A 16,752-nucleotide genomic window follows, 5' to 3' on the forward strand; every position below is an offset into this window, starting at 1 on the left:
AAACAGCAGGGCGGGTTTCATACGGAGGTAGGGTACATATGAAGATAGAAAATGATTTGGGGCGGGACGATATCCGGCGGCTGGTGCTCCGTCTGGCGATTCCTTCGATGCTGGCGCAGTTTATCAATGTGCTCTACAGCGTGGTCGATCGAATCTATATTGGAAATATCCCGGTGATCGGGGAGACGGCGCTTGCGGGCGTCGGCGTCAGCGGACCGATTGTGACGCTGATCTCCGCGTTTGCCTATCTGGTCGGTCTGGGCGGCTCGCCGCTCATGAGCATCCGTATGGGCGAGGGGCAGAATGAGAAAGCGAAAAAGATTCTGGCGAACAGCTTCTGGATGATTGTCGGGTTGTCGGCGGTTCTGACGTTGGTTTTGTTTGTGTTTAAACGTGAAATTTTGACGCGGTTTGGTGCGAGTGAGGCGATTCTGCCGTATGCGGAATCGTATTTTACGATCTATCTGCTGGGAACGGTCTTTGCACTGCTTTCGATCGGAATGAACCAGTTTATTATCTGCCAGGGATTTGCGCGGATTGGAATGATTTCGGTGGCGCTCGGCGCGGTAACGAATATTGTGCTGGATCCGGTGTTTATTTTTGTGCTTGACATGGGCGTGGCGGGGGCAGCGTTTGCCACGGTTTTGTCACAGCTTGCGTCGGCGGTCTTTGTCCTTCGTTTTCTGCGTGGAAACCGCGTGCTTCTGCGGCTTGAATTTGAATGTCCGCAGGTAAAGACAGTCTGTAAGATTGCGCTGATGGGACTGTCGCCATTTTTGATCATCGCATTTGATAATGTGCTGATCATTTCGCTCAATACGGTAATTCAGATGTATGGCGGCGCGGAGGCGGACATGCTTTTGACCTGTACGACAATCGTGCAGAGCTTTATGCTGATCGTGACGATGCCGCTCGGAGGCATTACATCGGGAACGGGGGCGATCCTGGGATTCAATTTCGGCGCGGGACGCCCGGATCGGATCCGGAGCGCACAGAAGTATATCACATTGCTGGCGGTGGTGCAGTGCAGCATCATGTTCCTGTTTTCCCGGACGCTGGCGCAATATTTTGTGTATCTCTTTACGCGCAATGAGTCCTATGTGGAACTGACTGTCTGGGCGATCCGGGTCTACACGATGGGGATTATTCCGCTGGCAGTCCAGTATGAGGTCGTAGATGGATTTACCGGAATGGGTGTGCCGTCGGTGGCGATCTCGCTGTCAATGTTCCGGAAGCTGCTGTACCTGGTCAGCGTGTTCCTGATTCCGGTGTTTGCGGGAGTTGAAAATGTTTTCTATGCAGAAGTGGTATCGGATTTCGGCGGAACGACGGTGTCGGTGATCGTGTATCTTCTTTTGATTGGGCGCATTATGGGGCGCTGTGTAGAGCGCGCTAAATTGAACGGGAAAGCAGTGGAAGCAGACACTTGAAGCGGCGCTTAAAATGGCTGAAAATGTGTGTCAGATAACGTTGTCATCAATCAATAAATGAAAAAAATAATGGATTGACAAACGGATTCTCTGGATCTATAATGCAATACAGATAATGAATGACAACAAAATAACGATATCTTCAGGGCAGGGTGTAATTCCCGACCGGCGGTAAAGTCCGCGAGCGCATGGCGCATGATTTGGTGCAATTCCAAAACCGACTGTATAGTCTGGATGAAAGAAGAGAAAACGTAAATAAAAACGGCGGTGCCGGGAAGCTTCCAGATACACTCCCCCGGATGATGGATATGGCGGATATATACCGCTATGGCAAAAGAGAGAGAAAAGTCATCGAGAATGGATGTAAAAAAATATTTACGATAATTAATATCATGAAAGATATTATAAAATAGAAATTATAAGCCCTGAGATGTGAAAATAAAAGTATTTCACATTTCAGGGCTTTTTTGTTTCAATAGAAAATTGTATCATATGAAACAAAAAACGCTCCGTGAGGATGCACACTTGCGCGAAGCAGAAATATGTCGCAGGCGACCGCATTCGGTGCGAGAATGTGCCTTGGCACATTCTTTTGATAGAAAGGTGGGGAAAAAGATGGAACGAATCCATGTAAAGGTTCCCGGTGAGCAGCTACAGGATCGGGAATATATGAAGCAGGCGTTAGCACTGGCAGAAAAAGGGCACGGATGGGTCAATCCGAATCCGATGGTCGGCGCGGTGCTGGTAAAGGATGGACGCATCATCGGCGAGGGATATCATACACGATATGGACAGCTTCATGCAGAACGGGAGGCATTTAAGAATGCGGCAGAGCGAGGCGAAGAGACGGCGGGAGCAGATTTGTATGTGACGCTGGAACCCTGCTGTCACACCGGAAAACAGCCGCCGTGTACGGAAGCGGTGCTGGCATCCGGGGTGAAGCGCGTGATTGTCGGCTGCACGGATCCGAATCCGGTGGTGGCAGGGCGCGGCATCCGGCTTCTGAGGGAAAAAGGGCTGGAAGTGGTGGCCGGAGTTTTACGCGGAGAGTGTGAACGGCAGAATGAGGTGTTCTTCCATTTCATGCGGACGAAACTTCCGTTTACGGTGCTGAAATACGCGATGACACTCGACGGAAAGACAGCGACGGTGTTGGGTAAATCCCAGTGGATCACGGGCGAGGCGGCGCGGAAGCGGGTGCATGAGGACCGCGGGCGTTATATGGCGATTCTGACTGGCGTTTCGACGGTGCTGGCGGACAATCCGCAGCTGACCTGCCGGATTCCGGGAGGGAAAAATCCGATCCGGGTGATTGCAGATACGAAGCTTCGGACGCCGCTTTCATCGACCGTGGTACAGACCGCGCGGGAGACACCGACCTGGATTGTGACGGCGGTATCGGATGCCGGAAGAAAGAAAGCATATGAGGACGCCGGCTGTCGTGTTTTAAGTGTCCCGGCAAAAGAGGGAGAACTGGATTTGCAGGCGATGATGCAGCGGCTGGGCGAGGAAAAAGTGGACAGCGTGATGGTCGAGAGCGGCGGGACGCTGGCATGGTCGTTTTTAAAGGCAGGGCTTGTGAACCGGGTGCAGGCCTACATTGCACCGAAGATTTTCGGAGGGGCAGGCGCCCCGACCCCGGTGAGGGGAACCGGTGTGGATGCGCCGCCGGAGGCATTTCTTCTTAAAAAGCCGGAGGCAGTGTGGCTGGGAGAGGATCTGCTGCTGGAATATGAGGTGTCCGGTCAAGATGCATGAGGCGGTGTTAGAACGGGAAAAAATCGCTGATTTGAAAAGGAGAAAAGATGTTCACAGGAATCATAGAGGAAGTGGGAAGGATCCGTGCGATTGAGCGCCAGGCAGTCTCGGCACGGCTGACGGTTGCTGCGTCCAAGGTGCTCTCGGATGTTCATCTGGGCGACAGCATTGCGGTCAACGGTGTGTGTCTGACGGTCACGTCATTTGGGAGAGATTATTTCTGTGCGGATGTAATGCATGAGACGCTGAACCGTTCGTCCCTGGGGGCGCTGGGTGTCAAAAGCCCGGTCAATCTGGAGCGGGCGATGCTGGCGGGCGGACGGTTTGGCGGACATATCGTCTCCGGTCACATCGATGGAACTGGAACCATCCGGGATGTGCGCCGGGACGGAAATGCCGTCTGGTATACGATTCAGGCCCCAGAACCGATTCTGCGGCTGATTGTGGAAAAAGGATCGATCGCGATCGACGGAATCAGCCTGACGGTCGCACGGGTGGATCACGTATCATTTTCCGTTTCCATCATCCCGCATACACTGCAGGAGACAGCGCTTGCGTTTAAGAGGGCAGGCGATATCGTCAATCTGGAAAATGACTGCATTGGAAAGTATGTGGCGAAGCTGATGGGAGTAGAAGAAGAGGATAAGGCAGGAAAGGGCATGACAAGAGAATTTCTGCAGCGATATGGATTTTAATAGAGGAGGAGAACAATGAAGCAGTTTGATACAGTTGAAAAGGCTCTGGACGAGCTGAAACAGGGACATTTAATCCTGGTTACGGATGACGAGGATCGCGAAAACGAAGGCGATCTTATCTGCGCGGCAAGTTTTGCCACGACAGAAAATGTCAATTTCATGGCGACGCATGCGAAGGGCTTAATCTGTATGCCGATGAGCGCAGAAATCTGCCGGAAGCTGCAATTCCCACAGATGGTGATGGATAACACGGATAACCATGAGACGGCGTTTACCGTATCGATCGACCATAAAACGACGACCACCGGTATTTCTGCCGAGGAGCGCGGTATTACGGCGCGCGCGTGCGTGGATCCGGACACAAAGCCGGAGGATTTCCGCCGTCCGGGACATATGTTTCCGCTGATGGCGAAGAAAAACGGCATTCTGGAGCGCAACGGTCACACAGAGGCGACGGTAGACCTGATGCGGCTTGCAGGGCTGCCGGAATGCGGTCTGTGCTGCGAGATCATGCGCGAGGATGGAACGATGATGCGGTCGGAAGAATTATTTGCGATGGCAGAACAATGGGGTCTGGCGATGATTTCCATTAAACAGCTGCAGGAGTACCGCAAGAGACATGAAAAGCTGGTCGAGTGTGTGGCAGAGACGCGGATGCCGACGAAATACGGCGAATTCCGCGCGTATGGCTACCTGAATCTCTTAAATGGAGAACACCATGTGGCACTCGTCAAGGGCGATATCGGAGATGGGAAAGATGTACTCTGCCGCGTGCATTCGGAGTGCCTGACCGGCGATGCATTTGGTTCCCTGCGGTGTGACTGCGGACAGCAGCTTGCGTCGGCGATGACCCAGATTGAGAAAGAGGGACGAGGCGTTCTCCTTTATATGCGGCAGGAGGGACGCGGCATCGGGCTTTTAAATAAGCTGCGCGCCTACAAGCTGCAGGATGGCGGCATGGATACGCTGGATGCGAACCTGGCGCTGGGATTTAAGGGCGATCTGCGGGAATACTACATTGGGGCGCAGATTTTAAAGGATCTGGGAATCAAGACGCTGCGTCTTCTGACCAATAACCCGGATAAGGTATATCAGCTTTCGGATTTTGGCATGGAAATCAAGGAGCGCGTGCCGATTCAGATGGAGGCAACGCCGTATGATGGATTTTACCTGAAAACGAAGCAGGCGCGGATGGGACATATTTTGAATTTTAAATAGAAAAAGTGACAGGCGAAAATAGATCGTCGGAAAGGATGGTACTTATGCGTACATTTGAAGGAAACGTAGTAGCGGAAAATAATATGAGGATCGGAATTGTGGCGGCACGATTCAATGAGTTTATCACCTCGAAACTGGTTGCAGGCGCGCAGGATGCGCTGCGTCGTCACAATGTCTCGGAGGAGGATGTAGATGTTGCGTGGGTTCCAGGTGCTTTTGAGATTCCGCTGATTGCGTCGGAGATGGCGAAGTGCGGAAAGTATGATGCGGTGATCTGCGTGGGTGCAGTTATCCGTGGAAGCACAAGCCATTATGATTATGTGTGCAGCGAGGTTTCGAAAGGAATCGCACAGGTTTCTCTGGCAAGCAGCGTGCCGGTTATGTTCGGTGTGCTGACGACGGATACGATCGAGCAGGCGATCGAGAGAGCGGGAACAAAGAGCGGAAATAAGGGATTTGACTGCGCGATGGGAGCAATCGAGATGGTGAATTTGCTGCGGGAGATCCGGAAGTAAAAATAATCAGGTAATCGGGCATCGAAAAAGCCAGGACTGCGGAATGCTGCAGCCCTGGTTTTTTGTCTTAGGAAAATTCGTCCATGCGCCAGGTTTTGGTGTTACCTGTTTTTGTTTGCTATCATGTTACTCTGTTTTCAACAGCCCCTGTTCCGTATAATATTTCTCAGCTCCCGGATGCAGCGGAATAGGAAGCTGGCTGCATATATATTCCGGATCAGATAAGTTACTTAAGGAGGGGTGGGCGCTGATCAGTTCTTCACGGGATTCGTCGAGAATCTTGGTGATGGTGTAGACCAGCTGTTCGTCCATGGATGCGTCCACGCAGAGAAGGCATTTGATTCCGAAGGTTTTCAGTGTCTCGGTTTGTCCCGGATAGGTACCGGCTGGGACGGTGGCGCGGACGTAGAAGGGGCTGGCTGCAAGAATTTTTTGCAGTTCTTCGTCAGTGTACTCCAGCAGGCGGCAGGGCGTCTGGCTGGCCAGGTCGGTCAGGCTGTGGACCGGGATTCCGGCGAAGCTGTGGACGGCGTCGAGTTTACCGTTTAAGACAGAGTCCACGCTGGCGGAGAAGCTGTAGTTTTCAAGGGCAGTGTTGGCAATATTGAGCCCGGCTGCCTTGAGAGCGGTGCGGGCGGAAAGCTCCGTGGTGGATCCTTCTGGTCCGACGGCAATGTGGTGTCCGGCGAGTTCATGAACGTAGGAGATATGCTCGGATTCCGGCGCCATCCAGGTGGACAGGCTTGAATAGACGGCCCCGATCGCCCGCAGGGATTCGACCGGATGACCGGAAAATTCGTCCGTTCCCTGATAGGCGGAAAATGCCACATCGCCGCTGACCAGTCCCATATCAAATTGTCCGTTTTTGATATTTTCCACGTTCGTGTAGGAACCGTTGGAGGCGCTTAAATTGACCTTGAGCTGTTCATCATGTCCGCTTAAAACAGAGGCGATGGCACTGCCAACCGGGTACATGGTTCCGCCGCTGTCGGCAGTTCCGATGGTCAGAACGTGCAGCTCTTCGTCTGCTTCGTTGGGATGGTCGTTGACCCGCGCATCTGCGGAGGTGCTGCCGGAACAGCCGGAAAGTCCGAGCAGGAAGGTAAGAAGCATCATTGGTGCCAATTTTACCAGTTTTTTTATTTTCATAGATCTCACCTTTTCGTAGTTTATCAGTATATAGAAAAAAACGCAGCGGTTCTGTCGAATGCTGCCTTAGCGATTAAAAGAATATTAAAACTCTATAAAAGTATAACATAAAAAACAGTGATAAGACAAGACCAAGGAAGAGGAAAATATAAATGTAACTGTTCACAGGTAGGCACTTTTGGAACCGAAAGTGCCGTAAGAAAACGTGGTGGCAGCAGGAATTTGCCGTATTTAAATGCGAAGCCACGGCAAATTCCGTTACTGGGCACGTATGCGTGAACAGTAACAAAAAAGAGCGTCCGGTTTATGTGGGGGAACCGGACGCTCTTCTTTCAGGTTACATTTTCAATTGAGCTTTAGGTATGTTGTTATATAAAAGATGTCTTATATGAAGTGTTCCTATCTCGTCTCAGTGATTATTTTGTAATCAGGCTGGAGAAGATGGAAAGGAAAATCGGGTTGTAAATATCGTCGATGATAACTGCGAAGGACGGATACAGAACCCAAGCAACGGTGTGCCATCCATACTGATCCATAACGGCTTTCTCGTTTGCTACTGCGTTCGGACCTGAACCACAGCCCCATCCACAGTTACCAGCTGCCATAACAGCTGCACCGTAATCGCGGCCAAATACGTTGAAGGATACGAAGATTGCAAAGAGTGCCATCAGGATAGCCTGTGCAAGGAGGATGATACCCATCTGACCAGCTACCGGAGCCAGCTTTGTGATATCGATGGTCATCAGAACCAGTGCCAGGTAGAGTTCCAGGAACATATGCTCGATAGCGTCGATCTCCGGAACCGGGAATTCGATACCAGCTGCATCCATGATGTTTCTTGCGATAGCACCTGCGAACAGACAGCCGATGAATTTCGGCATCTCGATCATTGGGATGTTGTCTAACAGGCAGTAGATCGGCATACCAAGTGCTGCTACAAGCAGAGACAGGGCAAATGCTTTGATCATACGGGTGTTGTTAAGAACAGCTGCTGAACCTGCTTTTGCGGATTCCGGTCTGTCGTTCGGGTCAGATTTCAGACCGTGACGGGAAATCAGGAAAGCTGCAACCGGGCCACCGATTAAGGAACCCATGATGTTGCCCATAGTACCGGCTGCTACACCGACTGTGGTTGCATCCGGAGCACCCATGTTCTCGAAGATAGGACCAAATGCAGAAGCAGTACCAACACCGCCGGACATAGCTGAGGAAGAACACTGCAGAGCCAGAAGCGGATGAAGACCGATGGCGCTGCCTACCAGGTAACCAACGACATCCTGTAAGGTAATCAGGACACAGGCTGCAACTGCGATTGCGATACAAAGCTTTCCGCCTGCATGCTTTAACATCTTGTAGCTGAAGCCGAAACCTACGCACAGGAAGAATAAGTTCTGGCATAAGTCTTTCACGATTTTTGCATCAAAGGAAAAACCGATGATTCCGGAACCCTTGATGATAGATACAACAACAGAAAAGATGATACCGGAAATAACCGGGGCCGGTATTGCATATTTTCTGAGCAGGGCGCTGTGAGCGACAATCGCGCGTCCTAAGAAGATAACGATGGCTGCGAAACCAAGTGTGGTCAGATACTCGAACTGGAATGTAGCAATCGCACCGTCCGCTGCCGGTGTGTAAGTTCCAAAGTACCCCATAATGTGTTCTAACATAGAACTTCCCTCCATTCTTTTTTAAGAATTTGTTTATTTCTTTTATAAGCAGTTTATAAGATTGAAAAAGGGAAGTCAATTTATGTAATTTTAAATACAGTTTTGTAAGTATTGTAAATAAAAATGACTATAAGAAAGCGACTGCAGTATAGATACGGTTCTATGATGAATCTGTACAGCTGTAGCCGCGAAAAGGCAGGAAAAACCTGTATATTGCTGGAAAACGAAGTGGCTCTTATTTTCCGGAATATCGTAACTGTTCAGTACCTTCACAGTCACGCGCAAAAATCCATTAAAAATTGCCTGCGGCAATGGGATTTTTGCCTGCTGGCCCATGTTTTCGTACGGTCAGCGCAGTAAATGCGCAGACCTACTGAACAGTTACGGAATATCTATATTTAATAGAAGGGCGTCCACCGGTCTGGTAATCGATCATGCTGACCAGTTCGTTGGTTTCGACTAAGTAATTTAAGTACCGCCGGACTGTAATACGGGACAAATGAACCTGTTCCGAAATCTGTTCGCTGGACCAGACCTCCTCCGGATGTTCGGAGAGAAAGAGACGGATCAGTCCAAGGGTGCGTTCATTTAGACCCTTTGTCAGCGGAGCGCTCTGGGAGGAGACATCCGGGACGGAGAAGAGGCGGTCGATCTCCGCCTGTCCCAGGTCAGAAGCGGATGCCGATGTTTTCAATTCCTCCTGACGTTTCGCAAATCGTTCCAGGGCAGCTTTGAAACGGTCATATTCAAATGGTTTGACGAGATAATCGGTGACGCCGCGGGAAATAAGCCGGCGGACGGTCTCTGCGTCGTTGGCAGAGGTTACCATAATGATCGCAGGGGTCATGCCAGCCGCGTGGAGTTGGTCGATAAATTCGTCGCCGTTCATCTGAGGCGTGTAGTAGTCGAGAATAACCAGGTCAACCGTGCAGTTCTGCAGATACTGCAGGGCAAGGATGCCGTTTTTGAAAGTTGCCTCCACGTGAAAAGAGGAGGTCAGCTCGACGTACTGTTTATTGATGGATGCAACCATCGGATCATCTTCTATAATAATGACTTTATACATTAGATTCTGTCTCCTTTCGGGTAAATGTCAGGGTGAAGCAGGTGCCCTCGCCAGGCTCTGTGTCGATATCAATGGTTCCGCCGTACTCCTCCATCAGCTCATGAACCAGGAAAAGCCCGGTTCCGCGGTTCTCGCCCTTGGAGGAAACACCTTTTTCGAAAATATGATCGAGCAGCTCCGGCTGTATGCCGTGCCCGGTGTCCTCGCAGGTGATGATGTTGACGTCTGGGCGGCAGTAGATGCCGATGTGGATCTCGCGCGGGCTTTCAGATGCGTTAATGACATCCGGACTGGCGGTGTGATCGTGGCTTAGCTCTTCAATGGCATTTTCCATCAGATTGCCGAGAATGGTGACAAATCCTTCCACCGGGATCAGCAGATCATGGTCGCGGCAGGTGCTGTCGGCGCTGACTTGCAGGCGGATGCCAAGCTCAGCGGCGTGCATCATTTTCCCGATCACAAGCGCACAGATTTTCGGAACGCGGATGCAGTTGGCTGTCTCACGGACGGACTGGCTGGAGACAAGGTTGCTGTTGGTGATAAAATTCATCGCCTGCTGAATCTCCCCGGTCTGTAGGTAGCCGAGAATGATGTGCAGCTTATTTAAAAATTCATGGTTGAACGCGCGCAGCGTGTCCAACATATTGTGGGCGCCGGAAAGCTCGTCGGAGAGACGCAGGAGGTCGGTGCGGTCAAATAAAACGATCAGGACACCCCGGTGCGCCTGTTTGCCGCGTCCATGGATCGGCACCTCCTTGACGATGAGCTGGCGTCCGGCGAAGCTGATGCTCTCGTGCGTTACACTTTCGCCGGTTTTTATGACCTGATCGAAAGCGGTCTGTGGAAACAATTCCTGAATCGTTAAGTGGGTGAGCGGAGGATCGTTTGCAGGACGACCGAGTATCGTGGAAACTTTCTGGTTGGCAAAGAGAATTCTGCCGTCCAGATCGGTTGCGGCAAGTCCCTCGTCGATCATATTCATGACCTCATCCTGGCGGGTATAAATATTGACGAGTTCTTCCGGGTCATATCCCAACAGGGAGTCGCGCAGCAGGGAGAACATTGTGTGCGTCAGGGAAATGCTGACGATCATCATGATCAGGAATATAATTATATAAAAGAACAGCAGACTGCGGTGCTGGGCGGACAGAGTAGCGGTGAACAGGGAAACCATTACAAAACCGACGATCTCTCCGCTGCTGTTTTTTACTGCGTGAAAGGCGCGCCGCTGCATGCCGTGCGTGCCGTAGCCGGTTGTGATATATGGATCGCTTCCTGCCAGAATAGCGTCCTCGTCACCTGCCACGTAGGAATCGCCGGTTTTCAGACGGTTCGTGTGGTAAAAGCGCAGTCCGTTTTTATCACTGATGAGGATGACATTGATATCTGGTATATTCAAAGAAAGAGAATCCAGGTCGCGGGTCACGGTGGAATCAGGATAGCCGTTTTCCAGCATGGCGGCGACATCCGGAATTGCAGCAATATAAGAAGCAGTACCGCTGATCAGTTTGTCCATATCCTTTCGCTGTCTGGAAATATCAAAAAACAGAGTAAAACCAAGTGAGATGAGCACCAGGGTAGCGGAAAGGAGCAGAAAGGATCGGTACAGATTCTGTTCCAGCGCTGATTTTCCTTCCTTTATCTTCATATATAAAACCTCCGGAATTTATTTGATGTAGGAAATGAGTTGATCCGGTCTGCAAAATGTGTAAACCAAAACGATGATTAAAGTTATTATAGTAAAAAAAGAAACGATCTGCAAGAAAGTGTGAAAGTTTACAAGGCGCTGGATGGCGAATTGCAAAGTGGCCGGGTTATTGTTCACGGGTAGGCACTTTTGGAACCGAAAGTGCCGTAAGAAAACGTGGTGGCAGCAGGAATTTGCCGTATTCAAATGCGAAGCCACGGAAAAAGGTTGAAAAACAAGAAGAGATCGATTAAAATGAGAATAGTTCGAATTAGAGCATTTGGTTAAAAAATTATGCAAAATTAAGGCTGCCAGCACAAAATTCCATTTAAGGTATGACAATCCGTCGAAGTTGTGCGCAGCAAGAGAGAAAATACTGAATATTTGCTGCAAAATTTACAAAAAACCACTTGCTATTTTAGGAAAAGTTGGGTACAATACAAACAGGGTTGATTAATATTTAACAATCATGAAGATGAATTTCTAGGAGGAATGAGATCATGGCAGTAAAAGTTGCAATTAATGGTTTTGGTCGTATTGGTCGTCTGGCTTTCAGACAGATGTTTGGCGCTGAGGGTTACGAAGTCGTAGCTATCAACGATCTGACAAATCCGAAAATGTTAGCTCACCTGTTAAAGTATGATTCTGCTCAGGGCAGATACGATGGACATACGGTAGAAGCTGGCGAAGATTATATTGTAGTAGATGGCAAGAAGATTACTATCTACGCAAAGGCAAACGCTGCTGAACTTCCGTGGGGCGAGATTGGTGTAGACGTAGTTCTGGAGTGTACCGGATTCTATACATCCAAGGCAAAAGCACAGGCACATATCGATGCAGGCGCTAAGAAAGTCGTTATCTCCGCACCGGCAGGCAATGACCTTCCGACTATCGTATACAATGTAAACCACAAGACACTGAAACCGGAAGATAAGATTATCTCCGCAGCATCCTGTACAACTAACTGCCTGGCTCCGATGGCTAAGGCATTAAACGATTATGCTCCGATTCAGTCCGGTATCATGTCCACCATCCACGCTTACACAGGCGATCAGATGATTCTGGACGGACCGCACAGAAAAGGCGATTTAAGAAGAGCAAGAGCAGGCGCTGTCAACATCGTTCCGAACTCCACCGGTGCTGCAAAAGCGATCGGTCTGGTTATTCCGGAATTAAACGGCAAGCTCATCGGTTCCGCACAGCGTGTTCCGGTTCCGACTGGTTCCACTACTATTCTGACAGCCGTTGTTAAGAAAGCTGACGTTACTAAGGAAGCTATCAACGAGGCTATGAAGGCAGCTCAGACTGAGTCCTTCGGCTACAACGAGGATGAGATCGTTTCTTCCGATATCGTAGGTATCCGCTATGGTTCCCTGTTTGATTCTACACAGACTATGGTATCTCCGATCGGTGATGACTTATATCAGGTACAGGTTGTTTCCTGGTATGACAACGAGAACTCCTACACAAGCCAGATGGTTCGTACAATCAAATACTTCGCAGAGCTGGCATAATTTTATCGATTCGATAGAAAATCATAAGGATTCAAGATGGGTCCGGTCCTCGGTCGGGACCGGACCTGTTTTTTATTCTTTTATAATGTAAAGGAGACAGGATATGCTGAATAAAAAATCCGTGGATGATATCAATGTAAAGGGCAAACGCGTTCTGGTACGCTGTGATTTCAACGTACCGTTAAAAGAAGGAAAGATCACCGATGAAAACCGTCTGGTGGCAGCGCTTCCGACGATCAAAAAACTGATTGCGGACGGCGGAAAGGTAATTCTCTGCTCCCATCTTGGCAAACCGAAGGGAGAGCCGAAGCCGGAGCTGTCTCTGGCACCGGTAGCCGTTCGTCTGTCTGAACTTCTGGGACAGGAAGTGAAATTTGCAGCCGATCCGGAAGTGGTTGGAGCGAACGCAAAGGCAGCCGTTGAGGCGATGAAGGATGGCGAGGTTGTTCTGCTTGAGAACACCCGTTACCGTGCCGAGGAAACCAAGAACGGTGAGGCGTTCAGCAAGGATCTGGCATCCCTGTGTGATGTCTATGTGGACGATGCATTTGGTACTGCACACCGCGCACACTGCTCAAACGTAGGCGTGACCCAGTATGTGGACACCGCAGTAGTTGGTTACCTGATGCAGAAAGAGATAGATTTCCTTGGAAATGCAGTAGATAACCCGGTCCGCCCGTTCGTTGCCATTTTAGGCGGCGCGAAGGTAGCCGATAAATTAAACGTTATCTCCAACCTGCTGGAGAAGTGCGACACGCTGATCATCGGCGGCGGCATGGCATTTACCTTCTTAAAAGCACAGGGCAAGGAGATTGGAAAATCCTTAGTCGATGATACAAAGTTAGATTATTGCCGTGAGATGGTAGAGAAGGCGGCGAAGCTTGGCAAGAAACTGCTTCTTCCGGTTGATGCAGCTGTAGCAGCATCCTTCCCGGATCCGATCGATGCACCGATCGAGGTACAGAATGTATCGGTTGACGCTATCCCGGCTGATACGATGGGACTTGACATAGGACCGGAAACTGCAAAGCTGTATGCAGACACCGTAAAATCTGCTAAGACAGTTGTATGGAACGGACCGATGGGTGTATTTGAGAACCCGACTCTGGCACAGGGTACAATCGCAGTTGCAAAAGCACTGGCAGACACCGAAGCGACCACGATCATCGGCGGCGGCGATTCTGCAGCAGCGGTCAACCAGCTTGGATTTGGCGACAAGATGACCCATATTTCTACCGGCGGTGGCGCTTCCCTGGAATTCTTAGAGGGAAAAGAGCTTCCGGGCGTAGCGGCAGCGAATGATAAATAAATAGAAAAGAGGAATAGAATAGTCATGGCTAGAAGAAAGATCGTAGCAGGCAACTGGAAAATGAACATGACGCCGTCGGAGGCAGTAGCTCTGGTAGAGCTTCTGAAGCCGCTCGTTGTTTCGGAAGATGTAGACGTTGTATTCTGCGTACCGGCGATTGATATTATCCCGGTTGTAAAAGCGTGCGAGGGAACCAACATCGCAGTCGGCGCTGAAAATATGTATTTCGAGGAGAAAGGTGCTTACACCGGCGAGATTTCCCCGAATATGCTGACCGATGCAGGCGTTAAATACGTGATTATCGGACATTCCGAGCGCAGAGAATACTTTGCAGAGACCGATGAGACGGTCAATAAGAAGGTACTGAAAGCATTTGAGCACGGTCTGACCCCGATCATTTGCTGCGGCGAGACTCTGACCCAGAGAGAGCAGGGCATCACGCTTGACTGGATCCGCCAGCAGATCAAGATCGCATTCCAGAATGTGACCGCAGAGCAGGCAAAGACAGCTGTGATTGCATACGAGCCAATCTGGGCGATCGGTACCGGCAAGGTAGCGACCACCGAGCAGGCTGAGGAAGTGTGCGGCGCGATCCGTGCGTGTATCAAGGAAGTGTACGATGAGGCGACCGCAGAGGCGATCCGCATCCAGTACGGCGGTTCTGTATCTGCAGCATCGGCTCCGGAGCTGTTTGCACAGCCGGATATCGATGGCGGTCTGGTAGGCGGCGCATCCTTAAAGGCAGATTTTGGAAAGATTGTAAATTATAAATAAGAGATGGGTAAAAGGGGGCTGTCGCACGTGTGAGGCGTGGCAGTCCCCTTTTTGCCAGTAAAAAAAGAAGGTGAAGGTTTTGACCTGAAACAATCAAAATTGTTGGTTCATCCGGTTGTTTCAGAAAAAACGGTTCATTTCATGGAAGGAAAGGAAGAAGAAAGAGATGAAAAAAAAGCCAACCGTATTAATGATTCTCGATGGATACGGCATGAGAGATACCTGTGAGCACAATGCCGTGTGTGAGGCAAAGACACCGATCATGGATCAGCTGATGAGCCAGTGCCCGTTTGTGCGCGGCAATGCCAGCGGTCTGGCGGTCGGTCTGCCGGACGGACAGATGGGTAACTCGGAGGTTGGACATTTAAATATGGGTGCCGGACGTATCGTGTACCAGGAGCTGACCCGTATCACGAAATCAATCGAGGATGGCGATTTCTTTGAAAATCCGGAATTTCTGGCAGCCGCAGACACCTGCAAGAAAAATGATTCCGCCCTGCATCTGTTTGGACTGGTATCAGACGGCGGCGTTCACAGCCATCTGACCCATTTATTCGGACTTCTGGAGTTCGCAAAACGTCAGGGACTTAAAAAAGTGTATGTGCACTGTTTCCTGGACGGACGTGATACACCGCCGACCTCCGGCAAGGAGTTCGTAGCAGAATTAGAGAAGAAGATGCAGCAGCTTGGCATCGGCGAGGTGGCTTCCGTGATGGGACGCTACTATGCGATGGACCGTGATAAAAACTGGGATCGTGTCCAGAAAGCTTACGATGTGCTGACAAAGGCAGAGGGTGAGAAGGCAGAAAGTGCGTGTGCAGGCATTCAGGCATCCTATGATAAAGAGGTAAACGATGAGTTCGTCGTACCGTTCTATGTAGAGAAGGACGGAAAGCCGATTGCAACGATTCAGGATGGCGATTCCGTCATTTTCTTCAACTTCCGTCCGGACCGTGCAAGAGAGATCACCCGCGCATTCTGCGATGAGGGATTTACCGGATTTGCGAGAGAGAAGAAGCTTGACCTGACGTTTGTATGCTTTACCGATTACGATGAGACGATCGGGAACAAGCTGATTGCGTTCAAGAAGGAAGAGATTAAGAACACGTTTGGAGAGTTCCTGGCTGCGCACCATATGACGCAGGCACGTATCGCCGAGACCGAGAAATATGCACACGTAACATTTTTCTTCAATGGCGGCGTGGAAGAGCCGAACGAGGGCGAGGACCGCATTCTGGTTCCGTCTCCGAAGGAGGTCCCGACCTACGACCTGAAACCGGAGATGAGCGCACCGATCGTGTGCGATAAGCTGGTGGAGGCGATTGAGTCCGGCAAATATGATGTCATTATCATCAATTTTGCAAACCCGGATATGGTAGGTCACACGGGCGTGGAGTCGGCTGCGATCAAGGCGATTGAGACTGTCGATGCCTGCGTAGGACGTGCAGTTGAAGCCATCAAGGCAGCCGGAGGCGTTCTCTTTATCTGCGCCGATCACGGTAATGCAGAGGTGATGGTCGATGAGGCAACCGGCGAGCCGTGGACCGCTCATACGACCAATCAGGTACCGTTTATCCTGGTCGGCGCTGACCCGGCGTACAAGCTGCGCGAGGGCGGACGCCTCTGCGATATTGTGCCGACGCTGATTGAACTGATGGGACTTGAGAAGCCGAAGGAGATGACGGGAGAGTCGCTGTTGGTGAAATAGGGAGAATTTTCGAATATATTAGGAAAGTATAAATATAACCGTCAATAAGAATCGGGAAAACTGCCATAAAGCAAGAAAAGATCATGAACAGAGAAATGGTCGGGGCTTGTTTTGTGGCAGTTTTTGGTTACTTCTCTCTTCCATTTCATAAGAAAATAGGATAAAATAAAATCATCTATGTGAACCGCTCGGAGGCTGTTCCAGGGCAGACATTTTTAGAAAAGAAAGTGTTATGCGGAAAGGAAAATGGGATGGCAGC

The 16,752-nt window shown here is 50.3% G+C and carries 13 protein-coding genes and 1 riboswitch; of the genes, 9 read left to right on the forward strand and 4 right to left on the reverse strand.

What is annotated here, in order from left to right:
* Positions 1-38 precede the first annotated feature (38 nt).
* The 5 genes from DWZ76_RS04105 to ribE all read left to right on the forward strand — a co-directional run bounded on the left by DWZ76_RS04105 (position 39) and on the right by ribE (position 5,616).
* A complete protein-coding gene (locus DWZ76_RS04105) occupies positions 39-1,430 on the forward strand; it encodes an MATE family efflux transporter (RefSeq protein ID WP_118471968.1) in 1,392 nt (463 codons plus the stop codon).
* Positions 1,431-1,564: 134 nt separating this feature from the next.
* Positions 1,565-1,680: riboswitch (FMN riboswitch) on the forward strand.
* Positions 1,681-2,045: 365 nt separating this feature from the next.
* On the forward strand, positions 2,046-3,188 hold the full coding sequence (ribD, locus tag DWZ76_RS04110) for a bifunctional diaminohydroxyphosphoribosylaminopyrimidine deaminase/5-amino-6-(5-phosphoribosylamino)uracil reductase RibD (RefSeq protein WP_118467254.1): 1,143 nt from the start codon (positions 2,046-2,048) through the stop codon (positions 3,186-3,188).
* A 47-nt stretch (positions 3,189-3,235) separates the two neighbouring features.
* The gene (locus DWZ76_RS04115) at positions 3,236-3,883 is read left to right on the forward strand and encodes a riboflavin synthase (RefSeq protein WP_118471970.1); all 648 of its coding nucleotides are present in this window, start codon (positions 3,236-3,238) and stop codon (positions 3,881-3,883) included.
* 15 nt (positions 3,884-3,898) lie between these two features.
* Positions 3,899-5,101, forward strand: coding sequence for a bifunctional 3,4-dihydroxy-2-butanone-4-phosphate synthase/GTP cyclohydrolase II (locus DWZ76_RS04120; protein WP_107001076.1), 1,203 nt, complete (start codon positions 3,899-3,901; stop codon positions 5,099-5,101).
* Positions 5,102-5,145: 44 nt separating this feature from the next.
* Positions 5,146-5,616: a 6,7-dimethyl-8-ribityllumazine synthase gene (gene ribE / locus DWZ76_RS04125; protein ID WP_022359479.1), complete on the forward strand. Its 471-nt coding sequence runs from the start codon at positions 5,146-5,148 to the stop codon at positions 5,614-5,616.
* Positions 5,617-5,742: 126 nt separating this feature from the next.
* Here the strand turns inward: ribE and DWZ76_RS04130 are convergent, their stop codons facing one another.
* The 4 genes from DWZ76_RS04130 to DWZ76_RS04145 form a co-directional block, all read right to left on the reverse strand.
* Positions 5,743-6,765, reverse strand: coding sequence for a TAXI family TRAP transporter solute-binding subunit (locus DWZ76_RS04130; protein WP_117795945.1), 1,023 nt, complete (start codon positions 6,763-6,765; stop codon positions 5,743-5,745).
* 416 nt (positions 6,766-7,181) lie between these two features.
* Positions 7,182-8,435, reverse strand: a complete 1,254-nt coding sequence (locus tag DWZ76_RS04135; protein WP_107001073.1) for a sodium/glutamate symporter — start codon at positions 8,433-8,435, stop codon at positions 7,182-7,184.
* A gap of 370 nt (positions 8,436-8,805) precedes the next feature.
* A complete protein-coding gene (locus DWZ76_RS04140; protein ID WP_118471972.1) occupies positions 8,806-9,501 on the reverse strand; it encodes a response regulator in 696 nt (231 codons plus the stop codon).
* Complete coding sequence (locus DWZ76_RS04145; protein WP_118471974.1) at positions 9,494-11,149, reverse strand: ATP-binding protein; 1,656 nt, start codon at positions 11,147-11,149, stop codon at positions 9,494-9,496. The genes DWZ76_RS04140 and DWZ76_RS04145 overlap by 8 nt, the downstream gene beginning before the upstream one ends.
* 539 nt (positions 11,150-11,688) lie before the next feature.
* On the opposite strand from DWZ76_RS04145, the gene gap reads away from it, so the two are divergent.
* The 4 genes from gap to gpmI all read left to right on the forward strand — a co-directional run bounded on the left by gap (position 11,689) and on the right by gpmI (position 16,493).
* Positions 11,689-12,702, forward strand: coding sequence for a type I glyceraldehyde-3-phosphate dehydrogenase (gap, locus tag DWZ76_RS04150; RefSeq protein WP_022359484.1), 1,014 nt, complete (start codon positions 11,689-11,691; stop codon positions 12,700-12,702).
* Between the two features lie 103 nt (positions 12,703-12,805).
* Positions 12,806-14,011, forward strand: coding sequence for a phosphoglycerate kinase (locus tag DWZ76_RS04155; protein WP_118471976.1), 1,206 nt, complete (start codon positions 12,806-12,808; stop codon positions 14,009-14,011).
* Between the two features lie 24 nt (positions 14,012-14,035).
* A complete protein-coding gene (tpiA, locus tag DWZ76_RS04160) occupies positions 14,036-14,785 on the forward strand; it encodes a triose-phosphate isomerase (protein WP_022359187.1) in 750 nt (249 codons plus the stop codon).
* A gap of 166 nt (positions 14,786-14,951) precedes the next feature.
* A complete protein-coding gene (gene gpmI / locus DWZ76_RS04165; RefSeq protein ID WP_118471978.1) occupies positions 14,952-16,493 on the forward strand; it encodes a 2,3-bisphosphoglycerate-independent phosphoglycerate mutase in 1,542 nt (513 codons plus the stop codon).
* The last annotated feature ends 259 nt before the right edge of the window (positions 16,494-16,752 follow it).

Source organism: Clostridium sp. AF35-15 (assembly GCF_003477745.1).
Taxonomy (GTDB): Bacteria; Bacillota; Clostridia; order Lachnospirales; family Lachnospiraceae; genus Otoolea; species Otoolea fessa.

What these genes read in the sequence shown, in the direction of transcription:
- DWZ76_RS04140 (WP_118471972.1), bottom strand. Translation starts at nt 9,501, where the DNA reads ATGTATAAAGTCATTATTATAGAAGATGATCCGATGGTTGCATCCATC.
- DWZ76_RS04135 (WP_107001073.1), bottom strand. Translation starts at nt 8,435, where the DNA reads ATGTTAGAACACATTATGGGGTACTTTGGAACTTACACACCGGCAGCG.
- gap (WP_022359484.1), top strand. Translation starts at nt 11,689, where the DNA reads ATGGCAGTAAAAGTTGCAATTAATGGTTTTGGTCGTATTGGTCGTCTG.
- DWZ76_RS04155 (WP_118471976.1), top strand. Translation starts at nt 12,806, where the DNA reads ATGCTGAATAAAAAATCCGTGGATGATATCAATGTAAAGGGCAAACGC.
- gpmI (WP_118471978.1), top strand. Translation starts at nt 14,952, where the DNA reads ATGAAAAAAAAGCCAACCGTATTAATGATTCTCGATGGATACGGCATG.
- ribE (WP_022359479.1), top strand. Translation starts at nt 5,146, where the DNA reads ATGCGTACATTTGAAGGAAACGTAGTAGCGGAAAATAATATGAGGATC.
- DWZ76_RS04130 (WP_117795945.1), bottom strand. Translation starts at nt 6,765, where the DNA reads ATGAAAATAAAAAAACTGGTAAAATTGGCACCAATGATGCTTCTTACC.
- tpiA (WP_022359187.1), top strand. Translation starts at nt 14,036, where the DNA reads ATGGCTAGAAGAAAGATCGTAGCAGGCAACTGGAAAATGAACATGACG.
- DWZ76_RS04115 (WP_118471970.1), top strand. Translation starts at nt 3,236, where the DNA reads ATGTTCACAGGAATCATAGAGGAAGTGGGAAGGATCCGTGCGATTGAG.
- DWZ76_RS04145 (WP_118471974.1), bottom strand. Translation starts at nt 11,149, where the DNA reads ATGAAGATAAAGGAAGGAAAATCAGCGCTGGAACAGAATCTGTACCGA.
- DWZ76_RS04105 (WP_118471968.1), top strand. Translation starts at nt 39, where the DNA reads ATGAAGATAGAAAATGATTTGGGGCGGGACGATATCCGGCGGCTGGTG.
- ribD (WP_118467254.1), top strand. Translation starts at nt 2,046, where the DNA reads ATGGAACGAATCCATGTAAAGGTTCCCGGTGAGCAGCTACAGGATCGG.
- DWZ76_RS04120 (WP_107001076.1), top strand. Translation starts at nt 3,899, where the DNA reads ATGAAGCAGTTTGATACAGTTGAAAAGGCTCTGGACGAGCTGAAACAG.